The following is a 26,036-nucleotide window of genomic DNA, read 5'->3' on the forward strand; positions in this document are numbered from 1 at the left end:
AGCCAGGCGTCGGCGAAACGATAGCGAGGCCGGACCGCCAGCCCATCAATCGCCCCAACCGGCCTGCCGCCATCCGCCAGACACGGCGGACGGCGGCGCCTTGTGTGGGCATTGATGGGCTGGGGGTTCGCCTGGCCCTAGGGGTGCGGACGGGGGTGGGTCGTGGTTGGTGTGTGGCGGTCCGGGTCTCGGAGGCGTGACCGGGGGCTAGGTCGGGGTGGGCGCGTCTTCGCGGAGGAGGTCGGCTGACTTGAGGTCGGACCAAACCGCTGCCGGTACCTCGGTACGCGACAGGGCTGCGTTGGCGTGGACCTCGTCGGCGGTGCGGCAGCCGACGGCGATGCCGGCGACTGCTGGGTGGGACAGGGGGAAGTTCAGGGCGACGGCGGGCAGGGTGACGTCGTGGGACTCGCAGATGTCGGCGAGTTTGTTGGCCTTCTCGATCAAGGCGTCGGGGGCCGGGGCGTAGTTGAAGGTGGCGTCTGCAGCCGGGCGGGGTTGGGAGAGGAGGCCGGAGTTGAAGATGCCTACGGCAACGATCTGGACGTCGTTCGCCAGGCAGGCGGGGAGGACGTCGTCCAGGCCGTCGGGGTCCAGCAGGGTGTAGCGGCCGGCGAGCATGATGACGTCGATGTCGACCTGCTCGACGAAGCGGGTCAGCATCGCGGTTTGGTTCATGCCGGAGCCGATCGCGCCGATCACGCCCTGGTCGCGGAGCTCGATCAGGGTGGGGAAGGCGGTGGCGACGGCCTCGTCGTAGTGGTCGTCGGGGTCGTGCACGAAGACGACATCGAGACGGTCGACGTCGAGGCGGCGGAGGGAGTCCTCGATGCTCTGCAGGACGCCCTCGCGGGTGAAGTCCCAGCGGCGGCGGCGGTTGGAGACGACGGCGAAGCCCTCGCCATCGGGCGAAGGGGTGTCGGCTTCGTAGATGATCCGGCCGACCTTCGAGGACAGCACGTACTCCGAGCGCGGCTTCCCCGCGAGGCCGGCGCCGAGGCGTTCCTCGGCCAGTCCGAGGCCGTAGTGCGGGGCGGTGTCGAAGTACCGCCAGCCCTCGTCCCAAGCAGCTTGGACCGTGGCGACCGCTTCGGCGTCGGGGACGGGGGAGAAGAGCCCGGCGAGGGGAGCGCCCCCCAGCCCGATTCGGTTGTCGTCCGCAAAAAGCTTCATGACTTCGCCGCCGGGAGGCGGAGGTTTTGCATGCCGCCGTCGACGGCGAGTGCAGTACCGGTCGTCGAGCCAGCCAACGGGCTGGCCAAGTAGGCAATCGCGGCAGCGACCTCGGAGGCCGTCACCAGGCGACCCATCGGTTGCCGGGCTTCCAGCGCAGCGCGCTCAGCAGCGGGATCAGTCGCCACGTCCAGCAACCGTCCAACCCAAGGCGTATCCGCGGTACCGGGATTGACGCAGTTGACGCGGATCCCCTCCCGCACGTGATCCGCAGCCATCGCCATCGTCAACGCCAGTACGGCGCCCTTGCTCGCGCTGTACAACGCCCGGTTGGGCAGCCCCGCCGTCGCCGCGATCGAGCACGTGTTGACGATCGCCGCGGCCGAGGAACGCCGCAGGTAAGGCAGCGTCGCGCGAGTGACCCGGGCGATCCCGACGACGTTCACATCGAGCACCCGATGCCACTCGTCGTCGTCGTTCCCAGCGACCGTCCCCTGCGCGCCGATCCCCGCGTTGTTGATCAGGATGTCGATCCCGCCGAGTTGCAACGCCGCGGCCGCCACCGCGTCCCGGACCGAAGCGTCATCGCTCACATCGGCGGCGATCCCCCTCAGTGGCGCGGGCACCTCCGGCTTCAGGTCGAAGACGATCACCTCGGCGCCGCGGGCGGCGAGCAGCGTGGCCGCGGCCAGTCCGATCCCGGATGCTCCTCCGGTCACCACAGCCTTCAAGCCGGCGAAATCCGTCACTTATCGCTCTCCTTAGTCAACTCGGTCCAGATCTTGCCAGCCGGGTACCGGTAGTCGTCCAGCGTCTTGGCGTCCATCTCGGCGCTGAACCCCGGCCGCAGCGGCGCCACGTAGTTCCCGTCCTTGATCACCACGGGCTCCAGGAAGTGCTCGTGCAGATGGTCGACGAACTCGATCACCCGATTCTCGGTACTTCCGCTGACCGCGACCAGATCGAACATCGACAGGTGCTGCACCAGCTCACACAGTCCTACCCCACCCGCGTGCGGGCACACCGGTACGCCGAACTTCGCCGCCAGCAGCAAGATGGCGATGTTCTCGTTCACGCCGGCCACCCGGGCCGAGTCGATCTGTACGAACGACAGCGACTCCGCCTGCAGCAACTGCTTGAACACGACCCGGTTCTGCACGTGCTCACCGGTCGCCACCCGAACCGGCGCGACGGCACGAGCGATCGCCGCATGCCCGAGGATGTCGTCCGGACTCGTCGGCTCCTCGACCCACCACACGTCGAACGGCTTCAGCGCCTCGATCCAGCCGATCGCGTCGCCGACGTCCCAGCGCTGGTTCGCGTCGATGGCGATCCGGATGTCCGGGCCGACCGTCTCCCGGGCCAGCCGCATCCGGCGGATGTCGTCCTCGAGGTTCGCGCCGACCTTGAGCTTGATCTGGCTGAACCCCTCGGCGACGGCCTCGCGGCAGAGCCGGACCAGCTTGGCGTCGTCGTAGCCGAGCCAGCCGGGCGTCGTCGTGTACGCCGGGTAGCCCTGCTCGCGCAGGAGCTCCTCCCGCTCGGTGCGGCCGGGCTGAGCGGCGGACAGGATCTCCAGCGCCTCGTCGCGAGTGAGCGCGTCGGTGAGGTAGCGGAAGTCGACCAGATCGACGATCTGCTCGGGGGAGAGATCCGACAACAGCTTCCACAGCGGTACGCCGGCCCGCTTCGCGGCCAGGTCCCAGACCGCGTTGACGACCGCGCCGATCGCCATGTGCATGACGCCCTTCTCGGGCCCGAGCCAGCGCAGCTGCGAGTCGTGCACCAGGCTCTTCCAGAACCCGCCGAGGTCGTTCAGCGTCGCGTCGACGTCGAGCCCGATGACGTGGTCGCGCAGGGCCTCGATTGCGGCGGTCTGGACGTCGTTGCCGCGGCCGATGGTGAAGGCGAAGCCGTGGCCTTCCAGCCCGTCGCCGGCGTCGGTGCGGATGATCAGGTACGCCGCGGAGTAGTCCGGGTCGGCGTTCATCGCGTCGGAGCCGTCCAGGTCCAGCGACGTGGGGAAGCGGACGTCGTACGTCTCGACCTCGGAGAAGCGCGGCATGCAGAGACCCGTTTCTGGCAGTGATCCGATCTGTCCCGTAGATCCTATAGGATATGTGGGTCAGTGCGCACTGGTTGCCCTATTTAATTCACCGACTCAAGAAAATGCAATGGATAGAGTCGGCCCGTGGCTGACGACGGGGTACCGAGCGACGGCGTACTGCGGCTGGGTGGGCGGAGTTTCGGGCCGGGGGAGTTCGCGGTGATGGCGATCCTGAACCGGACGCCCGACTCGTTCTTCGACGGCGGCGCGACCTACGCGACCGAGGCGGCGCTCGAGGCGATCGACCGGGCCGTCGCGGACGGCGCCGACGTGGTCGACGTCGGCGGGGTCAAGGCTGGGTACGGCGAACCGGTCAGCGAGACCGAGGAGCTGCGCCGGACGGTCGACTTCGTGGCCGAGGTCCGGGCGCGGCACCCCGAACTGATCATCAGCGTGGACACGTACCGCAGCGGAGTCGCCCGACGGGTTGGCGAGGCCGGCGCGAACCTCATCAATGACACCTGGTCGGGCTCCGATCCTGAGCTCGCCGGTGCGGCCGCCGAAGTCGGCGCGGGGCTGGTGTGCAGTCATGTCGGCGGACTCGCGCCGCGGACCGATCCGCATCGGATGGCGTACGACGACGTGGTCGCCGACGTCATCCGCACGACGACCGCCCTGGCCGAGCGCGCGGTCGCGGCCGGCGTCCGGCGGGACGCGATCGTGATCGACCCGACCCACGACTTCGGCAAGAACACCTGGCACTCGCTGGAGGTGACACGCCGGGTCGACGAGCTGGCCGCGACCGGCTGGCCGGTGCTCGTTGCCCCGTCCAACAAGGACTTCCTCGGCGAAAGCCTCGATCTACCGTCCGCGCGCAGGGGGCCGGCGACGATGGCGGCGGTCAGTGTGATGGCCTGGTTAGGTGCCCGGGTCTTCCGGGTACATGACGTCGCCGGGGTCCGGCAGGCGCTCGACCTGATCGCCGTTCTGCAGCGGACGAAACAGCCCGCGTACACGCGAAGGAGCCTGGTGTGATGCATCGCTGGTCTGCGGACGGCAAGGAGCTGACCGGCGAGGAGTTGATCGCCGCGTACGCCGCACCGGATCGCTCGGCGCGTCGGCTGAGGGCCAACTTCGTCACCAGCATCGACGGGGCGGTGACGCTGGACGGGTTGTCCGGCGGGCTGTCGTCGAAGGATGACCAGAATCTGCTCGGGCTGCTGCGGCAGCTCGCGGACGTCGTGCTGGTCGGCGCGGGGACGCTGCGGGCCGAGCAGTACAACGGGCTGCGGTTGGGCAAGGCGCGTCGGGAGTGGCGCGCTTCGCAGGGGCTGTCGGGGAACCCGGTGCTGGCGGTGGTTTCCGCGCGGCTCGATCTGAGTGCCGGCAGTTCGGTCTTCACCGAGGCGCCGGTGCGGCCGATCGTGATCACGTGCGAGTCGGCGCCGGCGGATCAGCGCAAGGCGTTGGCGGAGGTTGCCGACGTATTGGTGTTCGGCGATGATTCCGTCGATCTGACGCAAGCCGTCGATGCTCTGGTTGAGCGTGGGCTGCCGCAGATCTTGTGTGAGGGTGGTCCGCATTTGCTGGGGGCGCTGACCTCGGCGGATCTCGTCGATGAGATGTGCCTGACGGTGTCGCCGCTGCTGGCCGGGCCGGGGGCGCGGCGGATCACGGACGGGATCGCGTCGACGCAGGTCCACCGGTTGAAGCCGCTGCATGTGCTCAACGGCGACGACGGCTACCTCTTCCTGCGGTACGGAAGGAACTGAGAGTGCCCGTCGTCGCGGCCGCGGTCTGCCCGCATCCACCACTCCTCATCCCCGAACTCGCCTCCGGCGCCGCCTTCGAACTCGATCCACTCCGCGCCGCGTGCTTCGCCGCCGTCGACCGCCTGGCCGACGCGGACGCGCTGGTGATCATCGGCTCGGGTCCTTTGACTGGCACCCGGTACGACGCCTCCGCCGCCGGCAGCTTCGGCCCGTACGGTGCCCCGGACGTGACCGTCGGCGACTCCGGTACGCCGGTACTGCCGCTGTCACTCGCCGTCGGCACCTGGCTCGTCGAGCAAAGCAAAGCAGCCGACCTGCCGCGGACCTCCATCACTGTGGCTGCGTCTGAGACCCCGGCCGTTTGTCTTGCGCTGGGGCAAGAACTTGCCCATGGCAATGAACGGATCGCGCTGCTGGTGATGGGCGATGGCTCAGCGCGACGCAGCGACCACGCCCCGGTACATCTCCACCCACGCGCCGAGATCTTCGACAGTACGGTCGCCGCCGCACTGGAGTTGGCCGACACGGAGACGCTCGCCGCGCTCGACCCCGAGCTCGCGACCGAACTTCACGCCGCAGGCCGGGCCCCTTGGCAAGTACTGGCCGGAGCGGCCCCCGGTCTACGTGGCCAACTCGGGTACAACGCGGCGCCCTACGGGGTTGGCTATTTCGTCGCGAGCTGGGCACTTTAAGGGTTTCTGAAGACCCCGGTGGAATCTGTTGGGTAAGGGCCGGTTCGAATCGGGCCGGCCCCCAGATTCCAAGGGGGAGAAAAGGATGCCTGACAAGGAGAAACCGGTGGAGACGGGCAACTACCCGTTACCGGAGGACGGTGCGCAGGACCAGGTCGTGCAGACCCGGCTGCCGCAGTACGACGAGGACCTGGTGGACGGTGCGACGCTGGAGTCCGACTCATGACCGGCACGGTGCGGGACCTGCTCACCTGGGCAGCGGCGCAGGTGCGGACGATGGAGAAGCCGCTCGGTTCCAACAAGAACCCGTACGCGGCCAAGGCGGGGCACGCGAACGGCCAGGCCTGGTGCGCGACGTTCCTGGTCGCGGGCTGGAAGAGCAACAAGGTGCCGCTGGTGGCGGGGACGGACACCGCGTTCACCCCGTCGATGCAGGCCGGCTTCAAGAACGCCGGGCGGCTGTTCAACAGCCCGCGGGCGGGTGATGTCGGCTTCCTGTTCGACAAGGACCTGGGGCGGATCGCGCACGTCTTCTTCGTCGAGCGGGTCGAGGGCGACTTCGTCAAGACGATCGAGGGCAACACCAACCTGGACGGCAGCAGGACCGGCGTCGGGGTGTTCCGGCACAGCCGGCGCTGGACCGGTGGCGCCACGATGATCCGCGGCTTCGGCCGCCCGAACTACAAGGCGGTCGGCGGCGGAGGCGGACGCGGCGGCGGAGGCGCTCGGCGGCCGGGCGTGCCGACGGTGTCGCTGGCGCGGGTCGTCGCTGCTGCCCGGAAGGACGCACCCGGTGCCGATGGTGCGACTTCGTTCCCGGCTGAGGTCCGGGTGGTTGAGGCCGCTCTGGTGGCTGAGGGGTTGCTGTCGCCGGCTTTCGCCAAGGACGGATCGTTCGGCACGGTCACGATCAAGGCCTACGCGCAGTTCCAGCGCAAGCTGGGCTTCACGGGCAAGGACGCCGACGGCATCCCCGGGATGGACTCGCTGAAGAGGCTGGGCCTCAAACACGGCTTCATGGCCGCTGCGTAGCGATCCCAGTCTCAGGGCTGTTGCGTTACGACTTCGGGCCAGCGGGTCGCGGTGGCTGCAAGGTCATCGTGGCCCGCTTCGGCGAGCTGGTTGACGAGTTCGACCCGAGCGGCCCGCACCGCATCGGCGGCTTGCTCGGCGGTCGGGTAGGGGCCCGACCAGTTGCAGACCGCGTCACCGGCGTACCAGTCGCCCGCCTTCGACCGGCGTACCTGCGAAGCCGCCAACCGATCCGCCGGCAACGCGTCCCCGCGCTCAACCGCTGCCTGTACCACCGCATCCACAGCAACCACCTCAGCCGCCAAACCCATCACCGGCCGCAACTCCACAGCATCAGTACGAACGAACTCATACCCCTCAGGCGCCTGCCCCGCAATCCACCCGAACGCCACCTCAGCCAACTCCGCCAACTGCCCGGCAACCTCCGCATCCGCGATGGTCTCCACCCCAGACACCCGCGGATCAGTAGGCCGCAACAACCCCTGACACCGCCGCATCAACATCTCCTCCGCAGTCGTCTGCCGCCGCCCCAAAATCCGCGACAACCCAACAACATCAAAGTTCAACTCATCCGGCGTCCGCTTCACCCCAGCCTCGAACGGCTCACCCTCAACCGTCCCCCGCCCAGTCCACGGCCCCACATGCCATCGCTCCAACACCATGCCCAGACCCTACGCAGTACCACAATCACCACCAACGCAGGCACGACCAGTTCAGGCAGGCCGTACCGGACCCGGGGCTGAACGTAGGGTGGGGGTGTGACGTACACCGTGGGGCGGCTCGCGGGCAGGCTGGATGGGGAGGTTTCCTGGCTGTCTGTTCGGGCGGCTGTTGGGGTGCCGGGGGCTGAGTGGGTTTCTTGTGCGGAGTTGCTCGCGGAGCAGGGGGCGGGTGGGGATCCGACCCTGGAGTGGCGGCAGGCGTTGCTTGATGATTACGGGCGGGAGTACGGGATCGAGCCGCCGCAGCAGGTAGCGGCGATGTTCGTGTTGATGTGGTACGTGTCGGTGCCGGCGATCGTTGCCGGGATCTCGACGGCGTTGACCGGGGTATCGCCGGATGTGTCGGCTGAGTCGCTTGCTTTTCGCAAGCATCCAACTGCGCATTACCCGATGGAAGTGGCGTTGCTGTCGGAGCGGGTGGTGCCCCTCGAGGAGGCGGCCCGGCAGGTTGAAGAGCACACGCGAGCGTTCACGGACAGCTACCAGCCTGGCGTGAAGATGAGTTCGCGGCAGAAGCGTGGTGCGGTCGAGGATGAGCTGCGGGCGGCTCTGCGGCTACCGGAGGAAGCGGTGCAGGCGGCGATGGCCGCCGAGGCTTTCAGGATCGATCTGGAGCAGAAGGTCCGTACCTCGTGCTGCTTCGTTTACGCGCTGCCCAACGTCAACCCCTGCGGCGGTTGCCCGCGGATCAAAGGCTGAAAACACCAGGTACCGATCCGGCGCCGGTCACCAGATCGGTCAGGTAGCGGGCGACCAGCGGTACGAACTTGAAGCCCTCGCCGTGGAAGCCGGCCGCCACGCTGATCGGCCCACGCCGGTCGATGACGAAGTCCCCGCGCACGGTGTTGTCGTAGAGGCAGCTGATCGCCTCGGACCGCGCGACATCAAGCCCCGGAAACCACTCCCGCACATACGCGACCAGCGCCGCATCCCGCGTCGGCTCCACTTCGAAATCCCGCTCGGAAAGCGAGATCACCGGCCCGGTCGCATGCAACCCGACCTTCACCCCGCGCCCCTCCTCGAACACCCCGTACGCCGGAGTCGCCGCCCGCCGATGCACGAACACCGGCCACTCGACCGACTCATCCCGAGCAGCGAAGAACCGCGGCTGCTCCTGCGACGCCGAGATCGCCGGCACCTCCACAACTCCAGCCAACAGCCGATCAGTCCAAGCCCCAGTCGTCACCACCAACTGCCCAGCCCGTACGACGCCGGCCTCCGTCTCCACCTCAACCCCATCCCCGGCAACCCGTACTACGCCAGCCGCGCACCCACCCCGGAACTCAACCCCCAACGCCACCGCCGACTCCCGGATCGCCCCCAACGCCTGCGCCGCCAACGCCCGCCCCGACCCGGGTTGGTACAGCACCCGCCCGTCGAACCGCATCCCCGGCCACCGCTCACCAGCGGCCGCGGCCGTCAGTACCTCGTGCTCCACCCCATGCCGCCCAAGCAACTCGGCAGACTCCGAAACCTGCTGCTCGGACATGCCATGGTCCACACCCCCGACCAGGTCCAGCATCTGTACGCCGGTCGCGCTCTCCAACTCATGCCAGAGCTCCCGGGATCTTGCCGCCCGCAACAGCTCACCCTCATCGTCGATTGCGAGCCGGAACAGCCTGGTGCCGCCATGCGAGCCACCCCGGTCGTGCCCGAGCTCGTACTGCTCCAGCACCAGCACCTCACGCCCGGCAACCGCGAGCGCACGGGCCGCAGCCGACCCCATCGCGCCGGCCCCGATCACGACCACGTCATAGGTCTGCATGCACCCTTCCTACCCGTCCGGATACCGCTCACCACGGTCGGGGTTTCGCTCTGAGCGCAACGGACGGCGGCGGCTCGGCACGGCGTACCGGCGGGGCCGACCGAAGCGCTACAAAAGGGTGCTTGCCGTGCGCGCGAATATTGTCGGTGGCCGCAGGCACGATGTCGATCATGAATTCGACACAGTGTTGGACGGCTCCGACCCCGGCTGTCACGTCATCGAGGGGTAACCCACTATCGGTTGAACGCGCCCAGGGGCGCGGTTAGGTTCGCTGACGTGACCGCGCCCGGCGAGTTTCCGGCGACCACCCCGATCGGCTCCCGCGTGGAGGCAGAGGGTTACGTCGCGATGGTGTGTTTCAAGCATGGTCCTCCCCAGCTGCACGGTGTCGAGCTGGAGTGGACGGTGCACCACGCAGATGATCCGCAACGCCGGCTCGATGCCGCCCAACTCAGCAACGCCCTGGGCGTGCATGCGCCCCCGACCCTGGTCCCGGGCAGCCCGCAGCTGCCACTCGGCCGGGGTTCTCTGGTCACCGTGGAGCCGGGTGGCCAGGTGGAGATCTCCGGCCAGGCCTCGGACTCCATCCCCAGGCTGATCGACGACACGACGGCCGATGCCGCGCAGCTCACCGAGCTGCTCGCCGCCCAAGGCCTGGTGCCTGGACGGCACGGTCTCGACGCCTTCCGCCCACCCCGCCGCATCCTGACCGTTCCGCGGTACGCCGCGATGGAGCGAGCCTTCGCACAGCTCGGACCGCACGGTCCGCGGATGATGTGCAGCTCGGCCGGTCTGCAGGTCTGCCTCGACGCGGGCGAAGCGGACCAGACCGCCCTGCGCTGGCGAGCACTCCACGACTTCGGGCCGGCCCTGGTCGCCCTGTTCGCCAACTCGCGCAACCGCGAAGGCAGCGACACCGGCTGGGCCTCCGCCCGGACCGAGGCGACCTTCGGTACCTGCGCGCCCTTCACCGAGCCGCCGCCCCTCGATGGTGATCCCGCCGAGTCCTGGGCCCGTACTGCGATGGAGGCGCCGGTCCTCTGCCTCCGCCGCGGAGACAGCTGGGACGCACCCGCCGGACTCACCTTCGGCGCCTGGGCAGATGGCGCCCTGGACGGCACCGGCCTGGCGGGTGGCGCCGGCGCTGGTGATCCGCTCGGCGACAGGCCGACGTACGGGGACTTGGAGTATCACCTGTCAACACTCTTCCCGCCGGTGCGGCCGCGGGGCTACTTGGAGGTCCGCTACCTCGATGCCCAGGACGGCGACGGCTGGATCACGCCGACGTTGTTGCTGTCCGCCCTGATGTCTGACCCGGCCGTCACCGATCAAGCACTGGCTGTTGCAGCGCCGGCGGCCGGGCGCTGGTTCCCCGCCGCGCGGGAGGGGCTGCACGACAAGCCTGTACTGCAGGCCGCGCGCGACCTGGTCGAGCTGGCCACCACCAACCTGAGCCGGACCGGAGTGGATCAAGACCTGATCACCGAGACCGGCGAGCGACTGCACTACATCGTCGACGACACCCAAAGAAGGCGAGCTTCATGAACCACCAGTTGTCAGATCTGACCGCCGAGGGGCTGCGATCGTTCGTCGCCGAGCAGCTCGAGCGCTCGCGCGGCCGGACCGTCCAGCTGACCGACGCGGTCGACACCGACGACCTGGTCCGGCAGCACTCGAAGCTGATGTCCCCGCTGGTCTGGGACTACGCGCACATCGGCAACCAGGAAGAGCTCTGGCTGGTCCGCGACGTCGGCGGCCGCGATCCGGTCCGCCAGGACATCGACGAGCTGTACGACGCGTTCATGCATGCCCGGGCCGATCGCCCGTCGCTCCCGCTGCTCAGTCCGACCGAGACCCGGCAGTACGTCGTCGAGGTGCGTGACAAGGTCCTCGACGTGCTCGATCACGTGAAGTTCGGCGGCGATCGCGAGCTGATCGACAACGGGTTCGCGTTCGGCATGATCGTGCAACACGAGCAGCAGCACGACGAGACGATGCTGGCCACGCACCAGTTGCGGACCGGCGCCCCGGTGCTCGACGCGCCGGCGCCGCCGCCCGGTCGACGGCTGGCCAAGGCCGAAGTGCTCGTGCCCGGTGGCGTCTTCGAGATGGGTACTTCGATCGAGCCGTGGGCTCTCGACAACGAGCGGCCCGCCCACGCGGTGCACGTCGATCCGTACGTGATCGACACGGCGCCGGTCAGCAACGGCGACTACCTCAAGTTCGTCACTGGTGGTGGATATGAGGATCCGCAGTGGTGGTCGGAAGCGGGCTGGGCGCATGTGCAGAAGGCGTCGCTCGTCGCGCCGCGGTTCTGGGGGCGCGAGGACGGCGACTGGGTGCGGACGCGGTTCGGGCATCGGGAGTTGCTGCCGCTCGACGAGCCGGTGATGCATGTCTGCTTCTACGAGGCCGAGGCGTATGCGAAGTGGGCCGGCAAGCGGCTGCCGACCGAGGAGGAGTGGGAGTTCGCCGCTCGCTTCGACCCGGCGACCGGGCGGACTCGACGCTTCCCGTGGGGGGACGAGAGCCCGGGTCCGCAGCACGCGAACCTTGGTCAACGGCACCTGCGTCCAGCGCCGATCGGCGCCTACCCGGCAGGCGCATCGCCTCTGGGCGTCGAGCAATTGATCGGCGACGTCTGGGAGTGGACCAGCAGCGACTTCAAGCCGTACCCGGGGTTCCGCGCGTTCCCGTACGACGAGTACTCGCTGGTCTTCTTCGGCAACGACTACAAGATGCTCCGCGGCGGCTCCTTCGGCACCGACGAGATCGTCGCCCGCGGCACCTTCCGCAACTGGGACTACCCCATCCGCCGCCAAATCTTCGCCGGCTTCCGCTGCGCCCGCGACCCGCGTCCCGAGGAGCTGGCGTAGTGCGCCGACCAAGCGGCGCAGCCCCGAGGAACTGGCGGGTCGGCGCAGCCCGGAGGATCCGGCGGGGAGGCCGCTGATGTGCCGCCATCTGGCCTACCTCGGCCCACCCGTCTCGCTCGCCTCACTCATCCTGGACCCACCCCACTCGCTGTACCGCCAAAGCTGGGCCCCGTCGGACATGCGTGGCGGCGGCTCGGTGAACGCCGACGGCTTCGGCCTCGGCTGGTACCCCGACGCCGCGCCCGGCTCGGCTGCCGCGACCGGCTCGCCCGCCTCGCCCGGTAGGTCGGTCGGCCCGGCCGGGGCCGGTGCGGCGGACGGGCGGGTGCCTGTGCGGTATCGGCGGAGTGTGCCGATTTGGGCGGATGAGTCGTTGCCGGGGTTGGCGGGGTCTATCAGGTCGGGGGCGGTGTTGGCGGCGGTGCGGAATGGGACTGTTGGTGCGCCGCTGACGGAGATCGCGGTGGCGCCGTACACCAGGGACCAATGGTTGTTCAGTCATAACGGGCTGATCAGCGGATGGCCGGGGTCGGTGTCCAAGCTGGCGGAGGGGTTGCCGGTTTCTGAGCTGCTGACCCTGGAGGCGCCGATGGATTCAGCACTCCTGTGGGCGCTCGTCCAAGACCGCCTGCACTTGGGAGCGCCTGAGGCGGTGGCGTCGGTCGTGCGGGATGTCGCCGCCGTGGCGCCCGAGTCACGTCTCAATCTTCTGCTGACCGATGGGGAGCAGATCGTCGCCACCACCTGGACGCATTCGCTCTGGGTCCGCCGCGCCACCGACTCCGTCGCGGTCAGCTCCGAGCCCTGGACCAGCGAAGGCTGGGAAGAGATTCCAGATCGCTCATTGCTACTAGCAACTAAAAGCACGCTAGCCGTCACCCCATTGCTGGAAGGACGACAGTGTCACATCTGATCCCACCCCAACGCCCCGGACAGGGGACTTCAATCGACATCCACCTGACCCCGGACTACGCCGCCCGCGCGCTGCGGGAGGACGCCCGGGCCGGCCTGACGGCCGAGCCGAAGTGGCTCGCGCCGAAATGGTTCTATGACGCAAGAGGCAGTGAGCTGTTCGAGGAGATCACCCGGCTGCCGGAGTACTACCCGACCCGCGCCGAGCGGGAGATCCTCGACGCCCGCTCCGGCGAGATCGCCGAGCTGACCGGCGCGCACACGCTGGTCGAGCTCGGCTCGGGCTCGTCGGAGAAGACGCGCCTGCTGCTCGACGGCCTGCGCGACCACGGCACACTGACAACCTTCGTGCCCTTGGACGTCTCGGAGTCGGCGCTGCGCGAGGCCGCCGCCGCGATCAACACCGACTACCCGAGCCTCACCGTGCACGGCGTCGTCGGCGACTTCACCGAGCACCTCGACAAGCTTCCCGGCGAGGCGCCACGCGTGGTCGCGTTCCTCGGCGGGACGATCGGCAACCTCCTACCCGACGAGCGGGCCGACTTCTACAAGTCCGTCCGCGACGTACTGGAGCCAGGGGAGTGGCTGCTGCTCGGCACGGATCTCGTGAAGGACCCGGCCACCCTCGTCGCGGCGTACGACGACAGCGCCGGCGTGACCGCAGAGTTCAACCGCAACGTACTGCGGGTCTTGAACCGTCAGCTCGGCGCGGACTTCGACGTGGACTCCTTCAGCCATCGCGCGATCTGGGATCCCGAGAACGAGTGGATCGAGATGCACCTGCGGGCCGACCGCGCGATGAAGGTCCTCATCCCCGAGATCGGCCTCGAGGTCGACTTCGCCGAAGGCGAGGAGCTCAGCACCGAGGTCTCCGCCAAGTTCCACCGCCACGGCGTCGAGGCTGAACTCGACAAGGCCGGCTTCACGAACGGCGCCTGGTGGACAGACCCCGAGCACCGCTTCGCCCTCTCCCTCTGGCAAGCAGTCTGAGCCAACTCCGGCGACCTTGAACACCCTCCGGTGACCTTGAACAAGTTATTTCGTGTTCAAGGTCACCGCTAGGTGTTCGAGGTCGCTACCTCCGGCTGGTGTTTCAGCCCTGGGACTTGATGAGGTCGTTGATTTTGCCGGCGTAGAACTGAAGGTCTGACACTGGCTTCTTGCCGCTGAGGATCGGCTGGTACATGGCCGTCGTCAGGTCGCCGACCTGCGAGGCCCACTGGGTCGTGAACCGCACACCGACCGTCTTCTCCGCTGAGAGGTCAGCCTTGACCGTGTCCACGACCGTGGTCTGGCCGGCCTTGGTCAAAGCGCCGAAGTAGCTCTCCTGTGCCGGCGTATAGGCAGGCGGCGCGACCGGCGACGCGGGCAGCACGGCGTCCCACACCTTGGTGTTGAGATACGAGAGCACCTTGTACGTCGCGTCCTCATTGGCCGTGTACTGCGGGGTACAGATCCCCACCGAGTCGTACAGCGTCGCCGGCGTCGTCACCTGCGGGAACGGCGCGAACCCGTACTTGATCTTCGGCTTGTCCGTCTGGAACCCGGCCGCCAGCCACTGGCCGCCGAACATCATCGGCACCTTGCCACCGGAGAACAACGCCGGCACGTTCGACGCGTCGTACCCCGGAGGTGCCACCGCGCCCGACTTGATCGCCGCAGCCAGCTTCTCCACGCCCTCGGTGTACTTGTCGTCGATCTCTGCCTTGGTCGGGTGGTTCACGTCGTCGGTGAACGGTGCGCCACCAGCGGACACCGCGTACATCGACATCGTGAACGGCGCGTCCGCCGAGGTCAGCTGATCCGCGACCAGCCCGTACTTCGCGCCGTTCTTGCCGGCCAGCTTGCCGGCCGCGGAGTACATGTCGTCCCAGGTCCAGCCGGACTTGGGCTCCGGGATGCCGGCCGCCTTGAACGCGTCGGCGTTGTACCAGACGCCGTACGTGTTCATCAGCGACGGCAGCCCGCCCATCTGGCCCTCACTCGTCTTCCAGTTCTTCATCGCCGAGCCGACGAAGTCGTCCGCCTTGAGGCCGCCGTCACCGCTGTCGACCCGTTTCGACCAGTCGACCAGCAGGCCCTGGGACGTGTACTGCTGCTCGGTGTCGTTGCCGCACCAGAAGAGGTCGGGCAGCTTCTTCGCTTGGGTAAGCGACGCGAGCTTGTCGCCGTACCCGCCGCTCGGGGTGTCGACGAGTTGCACCTTGACGTTGTCGTCCTTGAATCCTTCGAGTGCCTTCTTGATGGCCGTGTTCGTCTCGGGGGACTCCCACGTCATCACGGTCACGGTGACCGGGCCGTCGGACTTGCCGCCGGAGTCCGAGCCGCTGCAGGCAGCCGTTGCCGTCAGCAACCCGGCGCAGGCGAGGGTGGTGCCGATGATCGGTTTCACTGTTGTGCTCCTCAGGGGTGAGTCACTTCTGCGTCGTGCTGCCCAGCGAGCCGAGGCCCTGGATGAAGTAGCGCTGCGCGGCGAAGAAGAGGATCAGCGGCGGCAGCATGTAGAGCAGGTTGGTGGCCATGTAGAAGCTCCAGTTCGGCGTCTGCCCGGCGAAGGGCGAGACGAACTGCGCCATGCCGACCGACAACGGCCACTTGTCGGCGGAGTACAGGTAGACCAGCGGATTGAGGAAGTCGTTCCAGGACGCCTGGAAGGCGAGGATCGCCATCGTGATCCAGGCCGGCCGGGTCAACGGCAGCATCACGCTGACGAAGATCCGCAGGTGCCCGGCGCCGTCGATCTTGGCCGCCTCGTCGATCGAGTACGGGATGGCCAGGAAGTACTGCCGGGCCAGGAAGATGAACAGTGGGTTGCCGCCGAAGAAGGCCGGCACGATCAACGGCAGCCAGGTGTCGTACCAGCCGATGGACTTGTACAGCTGGAACAGCGGGATCAGGCCGACCACTCCGGGCAGCAGCATGCTGCCGACGAAGAGGTAGAACCAGACCTTCCGCCCGGGGAACCGCAGCCGGGCCAGCGCGTAGCCGGCCATCATCGCGGTCATCACGCCGCCGAGCACGCTCAGTACGGTGATGATCGTTGAGTTGAGCAACAGCCGCGGGAAGTGGATCGCCTGCGGGCCGTCGAGGAAGTTGCGCCAGTGGAAGTCGTGCGGCAGCAGTCGCGGCGGTACTTCGAAGACGGCGTTGCGGCTCTTCAGGCCGATGGTGATCATCCACAGCAGCGGGACGATCATCACCGCGCAGACGAAGAGCGCGGTCGCGTACCAGGCCGTAGTACCGGCCGGGCGGCGGCGGGACTCAGTCGGGAGTGTTGTCACTGTACGTCCAGAGCGAGGAGAACTTCGCGGTCAGGGCGATCACGGCGATGATGACGATGAACAGCACCCACACCTGCGCGGAGGCGTACCCGAGCTGCGGAACCCTGCCCAGGTTGGAGAATCCGTTGTTGTAGATCGACAGCATCAAGACGCTGGTGCTGAAGCCGGGCCCGCCGTTGGTGAGGATCTTGGGCTGGTTGAAGGTCTGCAGCGCCGCTGTGGTCTGCAGGATCACCTGGAGCAGCATGATCGGGCTGATCATCGGCAAGGTGATCCGGAAGAACACGGCGTACGGTCCGGCGCCGTCGACCCGGGCCGCTTCGTACAGCTCGGTCGGCACCGCCTGGAGCGCGGCCAGGAAGATGATCATCGTCCCGCCGACGCCCCACAACATCACGATCACGATCGACGGCATCGACATCGTCGGGCTTTGCAGCCACAGGCTGGTCGGCAGGTGGAGCTTGTCGAGGATCGTGTTCGCCAAGCCCACTTGGGGATTGAGGATGAACTTCCACAGCGTGATGGTGGCGACGGCGGGCAGTACCACCGGCAGGTACGTCAAAGTGCGGACTACTCGGACGCCGGCGAACCGCTGGTTGCAGAACATCGCGAGGGCGAGGCCGAGGGCCAGCGACAGCGGCACATAGAGGACCACCAGGTACCCCGTTGCGCGCAGCGACGGCCAGAACGCCGGATCGACGGTGAACAGCCGGCGGAAGTTGGCCAGGCCGACGAAGACGGGGTCGGTCAGGCCGTTGTACTTCGTCAGCGAAAGATAGAACGAGCGGACCAGCGGATAGACGACGAAGACGGTGAATCCGATGATGGCCGGCGCGATGAACAGATAAGCGGCCTTGACGTCCGAACCGGCGTTGCGGCTGAACCCACCACCTGGTCGCCTGCCGCCACGACTCCGTCCGTCACGATTCATCCTGCCTCCTGGACGGTAACGTTTCCAAAGTTTACTGTGAGGTGACGATGCCGTGCCCTGAGAGGGAAGTCAACCCTGTGTCCGAAACGTTTCCAAGACAAGCCGAGTCCGCCCGGCCGACGATGATCGACGTGGCCAAGCGGGCCGGTGTCGGGTTGGGCACGGTCTCCCGGGTGGTCAACGGCGGGGCCGGTGTGCGGGACGAGACCGCCAGCCGGGTCCGGGTGGCGATCGACGAACTGGGTTTCCAGCGCAACGAGGTCGCCCGGGCGCTGCGACCGGGCAAGAAGTCGTCCAGCCTCGCGCTGGTGCTGGGGGACTTGACGAACCCGTTCTACGCGACGATCGCCAAGGCGTCGCTCGAGGTGGCCGGGCAGGACGGGTTCGCGGTCGTGCTCGGCTCGGTCGACGAGGACCCGGAGGGGGAGCGGCGGGCGATCCAGGAGCTGGTCGGGCGGCAGGTCGCCGGGTTGATGATCGTGCCCGACCAGGGGGATCACTCTTTCCTGTCGGGCGCAGGTGTACCGGTGGTGTTCGTGGACCGGCCGGCGCACGGGATCGAGGCCGACATCGTGATGGTCGACAACGAAGGTGGTGGCAAGCTCGCCACGGATCACCTTCTGCAGCAGGGCCATGAGCGGATCGCTATCCTGCTCGCCCCGTCGTACTACACCACCGGCCGACGCTTGCGCGGCTACCGTCGAGCCTGCCGAGCGGCCGGCGTCGAGGTAGACGAAAGCCTCGTCATCCAACTCCCCGAAGGCACCGCCGAGGCGGCCGAAAAAGCAACCCGCGAGCTGATGCACCGCCCCGACCCGCCCACGGCGTTGTTTGCCTCCACCAACTTCCTCACCGAAGGCGTACTCCGAGCCCTCCGCGAGGTAGCCGCCGAGCCGGCGGTCGTCGGCTTCGACGACTTCCGCCTGGCCGACATGCTCCCCACCCCGGTGACCGTCGTAGCCTCCGACATCGCCGAGCTGGGCCGGATCGCCGCCCGCCTCCTCCTGGACCGGGCGTCCAAGTCCGACACCCGCCCACCCCAACGGATCGTCCTACCCTGCCAACTGATCCAGCGAGGCTCCGGCGAGCGTTCTGCCACCGGCAAATAAGTGCGACGAAGCTGCAGGAAGTAGGTAGCGTCGACCGGGTGATCAGCCTGGTCGACGACCTGCCCGTGTACTACGAGTCCTTCGGCGAAGGACGAGCGATCGTGTTCCTGCCGGGCTGGGGCAACGCCAACGGCGAAGGCCGCGACGTCCACGAACCCGTCTTCACCACCCATCCCGGCTGGCGTCGCATCTACATAGACCCACCCGGGACCGGCCAGACCCCAGCCCGCCCGTGGATCAAGAACCAGGACGACATGCTGGATGTCCTGGCCCGCACGATCGACGACCTGGTCGGCTCCGACTCCTTCGCCCTGGCCGGTACGTCGGCAGGTGGCCTGCATGCGCGCGGCATCGTCCACCGCGACCCCACCCGCATCCTCGGCCTCCTGCTGAGAGTGCCGGGCGTAGTCGTGGACCGCGCCAAGCGCACCCTTCCAGCTGATGACCCGTCCGTCAGGGACGAGGACTACCGAGCCGCGAGTCACCGCAAGCAGGAGCGTTACTACGACGTGGCGGAAGCGGCGGCCGACCTGGAGTTCCTCGGCAGCATCCAGAGTGACGTCGCCAAGTACAGCCTGACCATCGAACCACGAGCCCGTCTCGAAACCCCGACTTTGATCGTCACCGGCCGCCAAGACGTGATGACGGGGTTCGCCGATGCCTGGGGGTTGCTCGACGACTACCCGCGCGCGACTTATGCAGTACTGGATCGGGCTGACCATGATCTGCCCGTCGACGATGACGGCTTGTACCAAGCGTTGGTGGGGGATTGGCTGAGGCGCATGGCGAAGCACCCAGGCGCTTGAGGGGCGGGTGCGCCTGGGTGCTTGTGGCCATTCAGCCCCCGTGCCAAGGGCTGAATGGGGATCAGAAGTTGGGCCAGGCCCAGCCGAGGTAGCTGCTGAAGTAGGGGAGTTTGGCGAGGCCGATCTTGCCGTTGACGCTGGTGGCCCAGAAGTAGCCGTCGCCGCGGGAGACGCCGACGTGGCCGTAGGGGGCGGCCAGGTCCCAGAAGACCAGGGCGCCCTTGGGTGCGTTCAGGTCGCGGTGGGCGACGCCGCGGGCGACGGCGTCGTTCCAGTCGGCCTTGGCGGAGGCCCAGATGCCGGTCTTGCCGTACGAGTTCTCGGCGGCCATCTCGCAGTACCCCTGGAACGCGGTCGAGCCGTTGCGGGCGGCGTACCAGTTGATCGCGTTGTCGGCGCGCGGGTTGCTCGTGCACAGCGGGGCGACCAGGCCGCTGCTGCCGGTGTTGACGTAGGAGTCGGAGATGAAGCCCTTGCCGGGGACGTGGTCCCAGACCAGGCTGCGGCCGAACTTGCCGGTCACCGGCTCGCCGTAGATCTGGCAGTCGATCTGGACCGCGCCGTTCGGCTGGGTGCCGACCGCGCCGAAGGTGGTCGCGTTGCCGGAGCGGATCGTCACCCCGAGCCCGGAATCGGTGACGACGGTGCCGGTGGCGGCGTGCGCGGGCAGCGCCACGCCGCCGAGCACGGCGACGCCGCCGAGAAGAGTGGTAACTGTGAGCCTGGCGAAAGTACGGGTGAGGGCGGTCCGCATGGTCGTGGCCTTTCTGGGAGTGAACTGTCGCTCGGAGTGGGCGGATCCTTGGCGATCTGGCACTACACCCCACAGAATCAGAGCGTCACGGAGTTGTCGCAGTAGGCAACGAAAGCGAGTAACCGAAACCAGGTAGTCTCCGTGAACTAGTGACACTTGGGAGTTCGCCGTGAGGCCAGCGCAGGCGAGGTACGTGATCGGCAGCCGCATGCGCGAGCTGCGAGAGGCCGCCGGGGTGCCGCTCACCCGGGCGGCGGCGTTGTCCGGCTGGGACAAGGGCCATCTGTCGAGGGTCGAGCGCGGCCACACCAAGCCCAGCCGCGAGTTGATCGAGTGGTACGACGATTCCTTCGGCGCCGGCCGCGCTTTGGTGAACCAGCTGATGGAGCTCGACGCGGCCGTACGAGCCGGCAAGGACATGTCGATGCGGGACATGCGCCGGCGCGACTCGCTCCCGCACCCGACACTGCTGGGTGGGTCGGTACCGGCCGATCACCATCCCGAGGACCGCGCGGAGCTCGTCGGCGAGACCGTGCCCGACGGCACCCGGGTGATCCGCGACGAGGAGTTCGACAAGACCTGGGAGATCCGCAACAGCGGCGAGAGCAACTGGCACGATCGCTGGCTGACCAGACAAGGAGCAGCCGGTACGCCGGGATGGCTCCGCTCGCCATCCCGCGCCCGACTGCCGGACGCCGTACCGGGCGAGGTCGTGACGGTCCGAATGCGGCTCCAGGCGCCGTCCCAGGTCGGCGCGTCCACGGCTTATTTCAAGGTGACCGACGAAGCCGGCCGACTGTACTACCCAGGCCTGGAATCGCCTCCGGTGTACTGCACGATCTTCACGGTGTACGAGCTGTAGGTGAGTGTTTGCCCTTGAGGTTGGGCCAATGGGTGTCGCCGACGGTGCCGGGCCGAATACGTTGACGGCTTCCCGTCCGCCCGACAAAGGGAGATCTCAGCGTGCCCAGCCCCCGCAAACTCGCGGCCGCCGTCGCCGTCGCAGTGCTCGTTCCGTTGCTGACGGCCACAACTTCCGCGACCGCCGCCTCCGGGCCGAAAGACCCCGCCGTACCGGCGATTCCGCAGCGTTATCTCGACCAGCCGATCAACTGGTCGGTCTGTTCGTTCGACGCCACCATCAAGCGCGGCTACCCGCAGGCGCCGACCACCAACTGCGCCAAGGTCAACGTGCCGATGGACTGGGCGCACCCGGACGCGCACCCCGACGTCCAGGTCGCCATCTCGTACAGCAAGGCCACCGGTACTTCGAAAGGCCTGCTGACCAGCAACCCCGGCGGGCCTGGTGGCGCCGGCCTCAACCTGACGGCCAGCCTGGGCGTCTCGAAGCCGCAGCTGTTCAGCGATTTCGACCTGTTCGGCTTCGACCCTCGCGGCTTCGGCGCGAGCACTCCGCTGCAGTGCCTGGCGTCGGCCGAGGACCTCGCGGCGCTGCCGGTGACTCCTGACTACAAGGAGCGCACCAAGCAGACCCACAAGGTCGAGGTCGCCGAGGCGAAGTTCTACGCCGACGCCTGCTCCGCGACCGAGTTCGGCCAGTTCGTCAGCAGCCAGCAGACCGTTTATGACATGGACTTCCTGCGGGCCTTGTTCAAGGCGCGCCAGCTCAACTTCATCGGGTACAGCTACGGCACCTGGCTCGGCGGCTGGTACGCCGACACCTACCCGTCGAAGGTCGGCCGGTTCGTGCTCGACTCGAACATGGACTGGACCCACACCCAGTGGGCCAACGTGAACTTCGACCCGTTCTCCGGCCAGCGTCGCCGCGACACCCAGTTCTTCCCGTGGATCGCTCGGCACGCCGACCAGATCAGCGGGTTGGGGAGTACGCCGGCGCAGGTCACTGCGAAGTACAACGGGATCCGCGCGTCGCTGACCACGCTGGTGAAGGCGGGGGAGAGCTCGGTCCGTGGGGACGACCTCGACGGGCTGATCTACAGCGCGATCTACAACAACACGCGGTTCATCCGGGCGACGCTGGATGTGCTGGTGCACGACGAGTTCACGAAGGCGCCGACCGCTTCGGGGAAGATCGAGTTGGCTCAGGTCGACGCGGCGTGGGCGCGGTTGGCGCCGGAGTTGCAGAAGTTCGACACGTTGGCGGCGCTGCGGACCCGGTACGGCGTGACGCCGGCCACCGCGAGTGCTGTCGCGGCGACGCAGGTTGACTCGTTGCGGTCGCTCATCGCGGAGGCCAAGATGTCGGCGGCTCGCGCCAAGTCGGGTGATGAGCTGGTGAACGTCGGTGCGATCAGTACGACGGTTCGCTGCAACGACACGGCGTGGAGCAAGGACACGAACTTCTACCTCAAGGAAGCCGACAAGATGGCGAAGAAGTACGACTTCTTCGGCTACCTGAACGGTGTCCCGATGTGCGCGTTCTGGAAGTACGCCCCGCAGGACCGCAAGCTCGACCTGACCGGGTCGCCACGGATCCTGATCGTCCAGAGCGAGATGGACCCCGCGACCGCTTACGAAGGTTCGCTCCGCACGCACAATGACACCAAGAACGCGACCCGCTTCGTCGCGATCGACGACGAGGGCCAGCACGGCCAGTACATCCTCGGTAATCGGTCGGCCTGCGCCGAGCAGATCGGCGACCGGTACATCTTCACCGGCGAACTCCCGGCCAAGGACCAGTTCTGCGGCACCACCCCCTTACCCGGCGACCTCTCCGTCTACCCCGTCAAAGGCCCGGTCGACGGCAAGTCGGTCCACCTACCGAAGTCGAAGGCAGCCACCCCCAAGGCAAACCCCCTCCTCCAACAGGTGATGGACACAGTCGCAGCCAGCACCCTGCGCTAACACAAGCGGGTGGCCGGCGCCGCCGGCCACCCGCACCCCGCAGTGCTGGCTGCCCTCCACGCGGGCGCTGCCGACCGCCCAAGCAACCACCTGCCCCACGCCGCGGGCGACCGCCCCACGCCGCCACCCCCTGCCTACACGCCGCAGGCGACCGCCCCCACCACCCCCGCCTTCGAGCGAAGCGAGAAGGCGTGCTTTTCAGCTGTTGTCTTCTGCTTCTATTTCGGCGTCGATCTCGGCCTTGCGCTTGATCCAGCGATCGCTCAGGCCCTCGACCTCGTCCTGGATGAACTCGACGAAACCGATCGTCGCCCGGATCCGCCGGCTCGCCTCGGTGCGGGCGCCGACGTAGGGGAGCATCTGGCGCAGGATCTCCTCCCACCGGCTGAGGCCGCGGTCCTGGCTCATCATCGACTGGTGCCAGAAGTCGTCCTGGACGACGTAGACGTCGCGCCGGCTGCCGGGCTCCCGCTCCCGGCTGGCCAGCCGGAGCTGCAGCAGATAGTTGACCGCGCCGGAGATCGCGGCCGGGCTCGCCTTGAGCCGCTCGGACAGCTCGGCGGCGGTCAGCCGGCCGTCCTCGCTGGCCAGGATCGCGGTGAAGGCCCTGGCCGACATCCGCGGCCAGCCCTGCTCTGCCAGGGTGTTGCCGAACTGCTCGGCGTACCGCTGGACGACCTCTTCATCTCTCTCCATGGCTGCACTCACCGCCCCATTGTCTCTTCTGTTCGAAAGATTCACAATCTTCTGAATAGAGTGTACGTTATGAATCATGACATCAGCCATAGTGGTCTCCGGACTGCACAAGTCGTACGGCAGCACGCACGCCCTCGACGGTCTCGACCTCGATGTCGCGACCGGTGAGGTGCATGGCTTCCTCGGCCCGAACGGCGCCGGGAAGTCGACCACCATCAGGGTCCTGCTCGGCCTGCTGAAGGGCGATGAGGGGGACGTGTCGCTGCTCGGCGGCGACCCGTGGCACGACGCGGCGAAGCTGCACCGGCGGCTCGCGTACGTCCCTGGTGACGTGAACCTGTGGCCGAACCTGACCGGCGGCGAGGTGATCGATCTGCTCGGCCGGCTCCGTGGTGGGCTGGACCCGAAGAAGCGCGACGACCTGCTCCGCCGCTTCGACCTGGACCCGACCAAGAAGGGCCGGACCTACTCCAAGGGCAACCGGCAGAAGGTCGCGCTGGTCGCGGCGCTCGCGTCGGACGTCGAGTTGCTGATCCTCGACGAGCCCACCTCGGGCCTGGACCCGCTGATGGAGGAGGTGTTCCGGCAGTGCATCGAGGAGGAGCGGCACCGCGATCGCACCGTGCTGCTGTCGAGCCACATCCTCTCGGAGGTCGAGGCGCTCTGCGACCGGATCAGCATCATCCGGCGCGGCAAGGTCGTCGAGACCGGCACGCTGGGCGACCTGCGGCACCTCACCCGGACGTCGATCCAGGCCGAGCTGGCCTCTTCGCCGAACGGGTTGGCCAACCTGCCCGGAGTACACAGCCTCGATGTCGAGGGCAACCGGGTGCGCTGCGAGGTCGATACGGCGCAGCTCGACGGGTTGATGAAGCAGCTCGCGGCGAGTGGGATCAAGAGTCTCGTCGCCCAGCCGCCGACGCTGGAGGAGCTGTTCCTGCGGCACTACGAGGATGACTCGGTAGCTGAACCAGTGGCGGCGGCGCGATGAACGACTTCGCTGGTACTTCGACCCTGGTACGGCTCGCGCTGCGCCGGGACCGGGTGCTCCTGCCGGTCTGGATCCTGGTCTTCGTCTCGATGGCCGCGGGCTCCGCCAAGGCATCGATCGACCTCTACCCGGACGTGGCCTCGCGCGTCTCGGCCGCGAACACCTCGAACTCCTCACCAGCCCTGGTCTCCTTGTACGGAAGGATTTTCGACCCCTCGTCGCTCGGCGAGCTGTCGTTGCTCAAGCTGACCGCCTTCGGTGCGCTGCTGGTCGGACTGCTCGGCGCGATGCTGGTCGTTCGGCATACCCGGGCCGAGGAGGAGAGCGGCCGGCTCGAGCTGCTCAGCGCCGGGGTGCTCGGCCGGTACGCCGCGTTGACCTCAGCGCTGATCGTCTCGGCCTCTACTGTGATCGTGCTCGGCCTGCTGACCGCGCTCAGCCTGATCGGTACCGGCCTACCCGCCGCCGGATCCTTCGCTTTCGGGCTCACCTGGATCGTTGCCGGGCTCGCCTTCGCCGGCGTCGGCGCACTGGCGGCACAGCTGACCGAAGGCGCCCGCACGGCCAACGGGATCACTGCGGTCGTACTGGGCGTCAGCTACATCCTCCGCGCGGCCGGCGACTCGGCCTCCGACGGCGGAACTGCCTGGCTCTCCTGGCTGTCGCCGATCGGCTGGGCCCAGCAGATCCGCGCGTACGCCGGTGACCGGTGGCTAGTCGCGCTGCTTCCGCTGGCCTTGCTGGGTCTGCTGATCGCCGCCGCTTTCGCATTGCTGCGCCGTCGCGACGTCGGTGCCGGCCTGGTCCGGCCGCGGCCCGGGCCTGCGACGGGTGCGGCGTCCCTGCGGTCACCGCTCGCGCTGGCGTGGCGGCTGCATCGCGGTTCGCTCTACGCGTGGGGAGCTGGCTTCCTGCTGCTCGGATTCGTGGTCGGCAACATCGCCTCGAACGTCGACGGCTTCGTCACCAGCGACAGCGCCCGCGACATGGTGGAGAAGCTCGGCGGGGTGAACGGCATCACCGACGCCTTCCTCTCGACCGAGATGGGGATCCTCGGCCTGCTGGCTTCAGCCTTCGGCATCCAGGCGGCGCTCCGGCTCCGCTCCGAGGAGACCGCCCTCCGCGCAGAGCCTTTGCTGGCAACGGGAGTCACCCGCTACCAGTGGCTGGCGAGCCATGTACTGATGGCCCTGCTCGGTACCGGCGCACTGATCCTCGTAGGCGGCCTAGGCTCCGGTATCTCCAGCGGCGCCTCCCTCCACAACATGAGCCGCCAGCTCCCGCGAATGCTGGCCGCCGCAGCCGTCCAGCTCCCCGCCATCTGGCTGGTCACCGCCCTGGTCGTCCTCCTCTTCGGCCTGGCGCCGAAGCTGGTCACCGGGGCCTGGGCTCTCTTCGGTGCCTTCGTCCTGATCGGCCAGTTCGGTCCGCTCTTCGACCTGCCCCAAGGCCTGATGGACATCTCCCCGTATGCCCACACGCCCCGTCTCCCGGGCGGCGACTTCTCCGCAACCCCGGTCGTCGTCCTCGCCGCGATAGCCGCCGCCATCCTGCTGACCGGTGCGACCTCCTTCCGCCGCCGGGACATCGGCTAAACCCCCAGCCCGTTGCAACAAGCTGCAATTCGTCCCTTCCCACACCCCGAGCGCTG

General features: G+C 67.9%; 26 protein-coding genes. 16 read left to right on the forward strand and 10 right to left on the reverse strand.

All coding sequences use genetic code 11. The features are described from left to right. Nucleotides 1-207: 207 nt before the first annotated feature. From AB0M15_RS35425 to AB0M15_RS35435, 3 genes are read right to left on the reverse strand one after another with little or no spacing between them, the layout of a single operon-like run. Nucleotides 208-1,173 carry an aldo/keto reductase gene (locus tag AB0M15_RS35425; protein WP_363828743.1) on the reverse strand — a complete coding sequence of 322 codons (966 nt, stop codon included), beginning with the start codon at nucleotides 1,171-1,173 and terminating at the stop codon, nucleotides 208-210. Then, on the reverse strand, nucleotides 1,170-1,922 hold the full coding sequence (locus AB0M15_RS35430; protein WP_363828746.1) for an SDR family NAD(P)-dependent oxidoreductase: 753 nt from the start codon (nucleotides 1,920-1,922) through the stop codon (nucleotides 1,170-1,172). Before AB0M15_RS35430 ends, AB0M15_RS35425 begins: the two co-directional genes overlap by 4 nt. Next, complete coding sequence (locus AB0M15_RS35435; protein ID WP_363828749.1) at nucleotides 1,919-3,238, reverse strand: L-fuconate dehydratase; 1,320 nt, start codon at nucleotides 3,236-3,238, stop codon at nucleotides 1,919-1,921. The genes AB0M15_RS35430 and AB0M15_RS35435 overlap by 4 nt, the downstream gene beginning before the upstream one ends. A 126-nt stretch (nucleotides 3,239-3,364) precedes the next feature. Between AB0M15_RS35435 and folP the strand changes: the two genes are divergently transcribed. The 5 genes from folP (at nucleotide 3,365) to AB0M15_RS35460 (ending at nucleotide 6,716) form a co-directional block, all read left to right on the forward strand. Then, entirely contained in the window at nucleotides 3,365-4,255 is an 891-nt protein-coding gene (gene folP, locus AB0M15_RS35440) for a dihydropteroate synthase (RefSeq protein WP_363828752.1), read from the forward strand. Then, nucleotides 4,255-4,992 (forward strand): pyrimidine reductase family protein, encoded by a 738-nt coding sequence (locus tag AB0M15_RS35445; RefSeq protein WP_363828755.1) that lies wholly within the window; start codon nucleotides 4,255-4,257, stop codon nucleotides 4,990-4,992. The genes folP and AB0M15_RS35445 overlap by 1 nt, the downstream gene beginning before the upstream one ends. Before the next feature lie 2 nt (nucleotides 4,993-4,994). Beyond that, on the forward strand, nucleotides 4,995-5,684 hold the full coding sequence (locus AB0M15_RS35450) for a class III extradiol dioxygenase subunit B-like domain-containing protein (protein ID WP_363828758.1): 690 nt from the start codon (nucleotides 4,995-4,997) through the stop codon (nucleotides 5,682-5,684). Nucleotides 5,685-5,769: 85 nt separating this feature from the next. Next, a complete protein-coding gene (locus AB0M15_RS35455) occupies nucleotides 5,770-5,910 on the forward strand; it encodes a hypothetical protein (protein WP_363828761.1) in 141 nt (46 codons plus the stop codon). Next, the gene (locus AB0M15_RS35460) at nucleotides 5,907-6,716 is read left to right on the forward strand and encodes a hypothetical protein (RefSeq protein WP_363828768.1); all 810 of its coding nucleotides are present in this window, start codon (nucleotides 5,907-5,909) and stop codon (nucleotides 6,714-6,716) included. The genes AB0M15_RS35455 and AB0M15_RS35460 overlap by 4 nt, the downstream gene beginning before the upstream one ends. Nucleotides 6,717-6,727: 11 nt before the next feature. Here the strand turns inward: AB0M15_RS35460 and AB0M15_RS35465 are convergent, their stop codons facing one another. After that, nucleotides 6,728-7,378: a hypothetical protein gene (locus AB0M15_RS35465; protein ID WP_363828777.1), complete on the reverse strand. Its 651-nt coding sequence runs from the start codon at nucleotides 7,376-7,378 to the stop codon at nucleotides 6,728-6,730. A 96-nt stretch (nucleotides 7,379-7,474) separates the two neighbouring features. Here AB0M15_RS35465 and AB0M15_RS35470 point away from each other — a divergent pair, with 96 nt between their 5' ends. Beyond that, entirely contained in the window at nucleotides 7,475-8,137 is a 663-nt protein-coding gene (locus AB0M15_RS35470) for a (2Fe-2S)-binding protein (protein ID WP_363828786.1), read from the forward strand. Here the strand turns inward: AB0M15_RS35470 and AB0M15_RS35475 are convergent. After that, nucleotides 8,127-9,203: an FAD-dependent oxidoreductase gene (locus AB0M15_RS35475; protein ID WP_363828789.1), complete on the reverse strand. Its 1,077-nt coding sequence runs from the start codon at nucleotides 9,201-9,203 to the stop codon at nucleotides 8,127-8,129. The two genes, AB0M15_RS35470 and AB0M15_RS35475, sit on opposite strands and share 11 nt — an antisense overlap. A 276-nt stretch (nucleotides 9,204-9,479) precedes the next feature. Here AB0M15_RS35475 and AB0M15_RS35480 point away from each other — a divergent pair, with 276 nt between their 5' ends. The 4 genes from AB0M15_RS35480 to egtD all read left to right on the forward strand — a co-directional run bounded on the left by AB0M15_RS35480 (nucleotide 9,480) and on the right by egtD (nucleotide 13,981). Then, a complete protein-coding gene (locus tag AB0M15_RS35480; RefSeq protein ID WP_363828792.1) occupies nucleotides 9,480-10,748 on the forward strand; it encodes a glutamate-cysteine ligase family protein in 1,269 nt (422 codons plus the stop codon). Then, on the forward strand, nucleotides 10,745-12,079 hold the full coding sequence (egtB, locus tag AB0M15_RS35485) for an ergothioneine biosynthesis protein EgtB (RefSeq protein WP_363828795.1): 1,335 nt from the start codon (nucleotides 10,745-10,747) through the stop codon (nucleotides 12,077-12,079). Before AB0M15_RS35480 ends, egtB begins: the two co-directional genes overlap by 4 nt. A gap of 76 nt (nucleotides 12,080-12,155) precedes the next feature. Further along, entirely contained in the window at nucleotides 12,156-12,992 is an 837-nt protein-coding gene (locus tag AB0M15_RS35490) for a class II glutamine amidotransferase (protein ID WP_363828798.1), read from the forward strand. Nucleotides 12,993-13,024: 32 nt separating this feature from the next. Next, on the forward strand, nucleotides 13,025-13,981 hold the full coding sequence (egtD, locus tag AB0M15_RS35495; RefSeq protein ID WP_363829132.1) for an L-histidine N(alpha)-methyltransferase: 957 nt from the start codon (nucleotides 13,025-13,027) through the stop codon (nucleotides 13,979-13,981). Nucleotides 13,982-14,084: 103 nt separating this feature from the next. Here the strand turns inward: egtD and AB0M15_RS35500 are convergent, their stop codons facing one another. The 3 genes from AB0M15_RS35500 to AB0M15_RS35510 are packed head-to-tail and all read right to left on the reverse strand — an operon-like array spanning nucleotide 14,085 to nucleotide 17,203. Continuing rightward, nucleotides 14,085-15,383 carry an extracellular solute-binding protein gene (locus tag AB0M15_RS35500; RefSeq protein WP_363828801.1) on the reverse strand — a complete coding sequence of 433 codons (1,299 nt, stop codon included), beginning with the start codon at nucleotides 15,381-15,383 and terminating at the stop codon, nucleotides 14,085-14,087. Between the two features lie 22 nt (nucleotides 15,384-15,405). Next, complete coding sequence (locus AB0M15_RS35505; RefSeq protein WP_363828809.1) at nucleotides 15,406-16,272, reverse strand: carbohydrate ABC transporter permease; 867 nt, start codon at nucleotides 16,270-16,272, stop codon at nucleotides 15,406-15,408. Further along, complete coding sequence (locus AB0M15_RS35510) at nucleotides 16,253-17,203, reverse strand: sugar ABC transporter permease (RefSeq protein ID WP_363828814.1); 951 nt, start codon at nucleotides 17,201-17,203, stop codon at nucleotides 16,253-16,255. The genes AB0M15_RS35505 and AB0M15_RS35510 overlap by 20 nt, the downstream gene beginning before the upstream one ends. Nucleotides 17,204-17,280: 77 nt before the next feature. Here AB0M15_RS35510 and AB0M15_RS35515 point away from each other — a divergent pair, with 77 nt between their 5' ends. Both AB0M15_RS35515 and AB0M15_RS35520 read left to right on the forward strand, forming a co-directional pair. Continuing rightward, complete coding sequence (locus AB0M15_RS35515) at nucleotides 17,281-18,312, forward strand: LacI family DNA-binding transcriptional regulator (RefSeq protein WP_363828817.1); 1,032 nt, start codon at nucleotides 17,281-17,283, stop codon at nucleotides 18,310-18,312. 38 nt (nucleotides 18,313-18,350) lie between these two features. Then, a complete protein-coding gene (locus AB0M15_RS35520) occupies nucleotides 18,351-19,118 on the forward strand; it encodes an alpha/beta hydrolase (RefSeq protein WP_363828820.1) in 768 nt (255 codons plus the stop codon). 61 nt (nucleotides 19,119-19,179) lie between these two features. Here AB0M15_RS35520 and AB0M15_RS35525 read toward each other — a convergent pair whose 3' ends face one another. Beyond that, nucleotides 19,180-19,872 (reverse strand): CHAP domain-containing protein, encoded by a 693-nt coding sequence (locus AB0M15_RS35525; protein WP_363828823.1) that lies wholly within the window; start codon nucleotides 19,870-19,872, stop codon nucleotides 19,180-19,182. A 169-nt stretch (nucleotides 19,873-20,041) separates the two neighbouring features. Here AB0M15_RS35525 and AB0M15_RS35530 point away from each other — a divergent pair, with 169 nt between their 5' ends. Together AB0M15_RS35530 and AB0M15_RS35535 are read left to right on the forward strand one after the other, a co-directional pair. After that, nucleotides 20,042-20,734 (forward strand): NBR1-Ig-like domain-containing protein, encoded by a 693-nt coding sequence (locus AB0M15_RS35530; protein ID WP_363828826.1) that lies wholly within the window; start codon nucleotides 20,042-20,044, stop codon nucleotides 20,732-20,734. A gap of 101 nt (nucleotides 20,735-20,835) precedes the next feature. Further along, nucleotides 20,836-22,698 (forward strand): alpha/beta hydrolase, encoded by a 1,863-nt coding sequence (locus AB0M15_RS35535; protein ID WP_363828830.1) that lies wholly within the window; start codon nucleotides 20,836-20,838, stop codon nucleotides 22,696-22,698. Between the two features lie 198 nt (nucleotides 22,699-22,896). Here AB0M15_RS35535 and AB0M15_RS35540 read toward each other — a convergent pair whose 3' ends face one another. Next, nucleotides 22,897-23,394, reverse strand: a complete 498-nt coding sequence (locus AB0M15_RS35540) for a MarR family transcriptional regulator (protein WP_363828833.1) — start codon at nucleotides 23,392-23,394, stop codon at nucleotides 22,897-22,899. A gap of 76 nt (nucleotides 23,395-23,470) precedes the next feature. Between AB0M15_RS35540 and AB0M15_RS35545 the strand changes: the two genes are divergently transcribed. Together AB0M15_RS35545 and AB0M15_RS35550 are read left to right on the forward strand one after the other, a co-directional pair. Next, entirely contained in the window at nucleotides 23,471-24,385 is a 915-nt protein-coding gene (locus AB0M15_RS35545) for an ABC transporter ATP-binding protein (RefSeq protein ID WP_363828836.1), read from the forward strand. Further along, complete coding sequence (locus AB0M15_RS35550) at nucleotides 24,382-25,980, forward strand: ABC transporter permease (RefSeq protein WP_363828839.1); 1,599 nt, start codon at nucleotides 24,382-24,384, stop codon at nucleotides 25,978-25,980. The genes AB0M15_RS35545 and AB0M15_RS35550 overlap by 4 nt, the downstream gene beginning before the upstream one ends. Nucleotides 25,981-26,036: the final 56 nt, after the last annotated feature.

It is taken from the genome of Kribbella sp. NPDC051718 (genome assembly GCF_040681515.1).
Taxonomy (GTDB): Bacteria; Actinomycetota; Actinomycetes; order Propionibacteriales; family Kribbellaceae; genus Kribbella.

Coding starts and splice junctions, on each gene's coding strand:
- AB0M15_RS35425 (WP_363828743.1), bottom strand. CDS start 1,173: ATGAAGCTTTTTGCGGACGACAACCGAATCGGGCTGGGGGGCGCTCCC.
- AB0M15_RS35435 (WP_363828749.1), bottom strand. CDS start 3,238: ATGCCGCGCTTCTCCGAGGTCGAGACGTACGACGTCCGCTTCCCCACG.
- AB0M15_RS35445 (WP_363828755.1), top strand. CDS start 4,255: ATGCATCGCTGGTCTGCGGACGGCAAGGAGCTGACCGGCGAGGAGTTG.
- AB0M15_RS35455 (WP_363828761.1), top strand. CDS start 5,770: ATGCCTGACAAGGAGAAACCGGTGGAGACGGGCAACTACCCGTTACCG.
- AB0M15_RS35460 (WP_363828768.1), top strand. CDS start 5,907: ATGACCGGCACGGTGCGGGACCTGCTCACCTGGGCAGCGGCGCAGGTG.
- AB0M15_RS35465 (WP_363828777.1), bottom strand. CDS start 7,378: ATGGTGTTGGAGCGATGGCATGTGGGGCCGTGGACTGGGCGGGGGACG.
- AB0M15_RS35475 (WP_363828789.1), bottom strand. CDS start 9,203: ATGCAGACCTATGACGTGGTCGTGATCGGGGCCGGCGCGATGGGGTCG.
- egtB (WP_363828795.1), top strand. CDS start 10,745: ATGAACCACCAGTTGTCAGATCTGACCGCCGAGGGGCTGCGATCGTTC.
- AB0M15_RS35490 (WP_363828798.1), top strand. CDS start 12,156: ATGTGCCGCCATCTGGCCTACCTCGGCCCACCCGTCTCGCTCGCCTCA.
- AB0M15_RS35510 (WP_363828814.1), bottom strand. CDS start 17,203: ATGAATCGTGACGGACGGAGTCGTGGCGGCAGGCGACCAGGTGGTGGG.
- AB0M15_RS35525 (WP_363828823.1), bottom strand. CDS start 19,872: ATGCGGACCGCCCTCACCCGTACTTTCGCCAGGCTCACAGTTACCACT.
- AB0M15_RS35540 (WP_363828833.1), bottom strand. CDS start 23,394: ATGGAGAGAGATGAAGAGGTCGTCCAGCGGTACGCCGAGCAGTTCGGC.
- AB0M15_RS35545 (WP_363828836.1), top strand. CDS start 23,471: ATGACATCAGCCATAGTGGTCTCCGGACTGCACAAGTCGTACGGCAGC.
- AB0M15_RS35550 (WP_363828839.1), top strand. CDS start 24,382: ATGAACGACTTCGCTGGTACTTCGACCCTGGTACGGCTCGCGCTGCGC.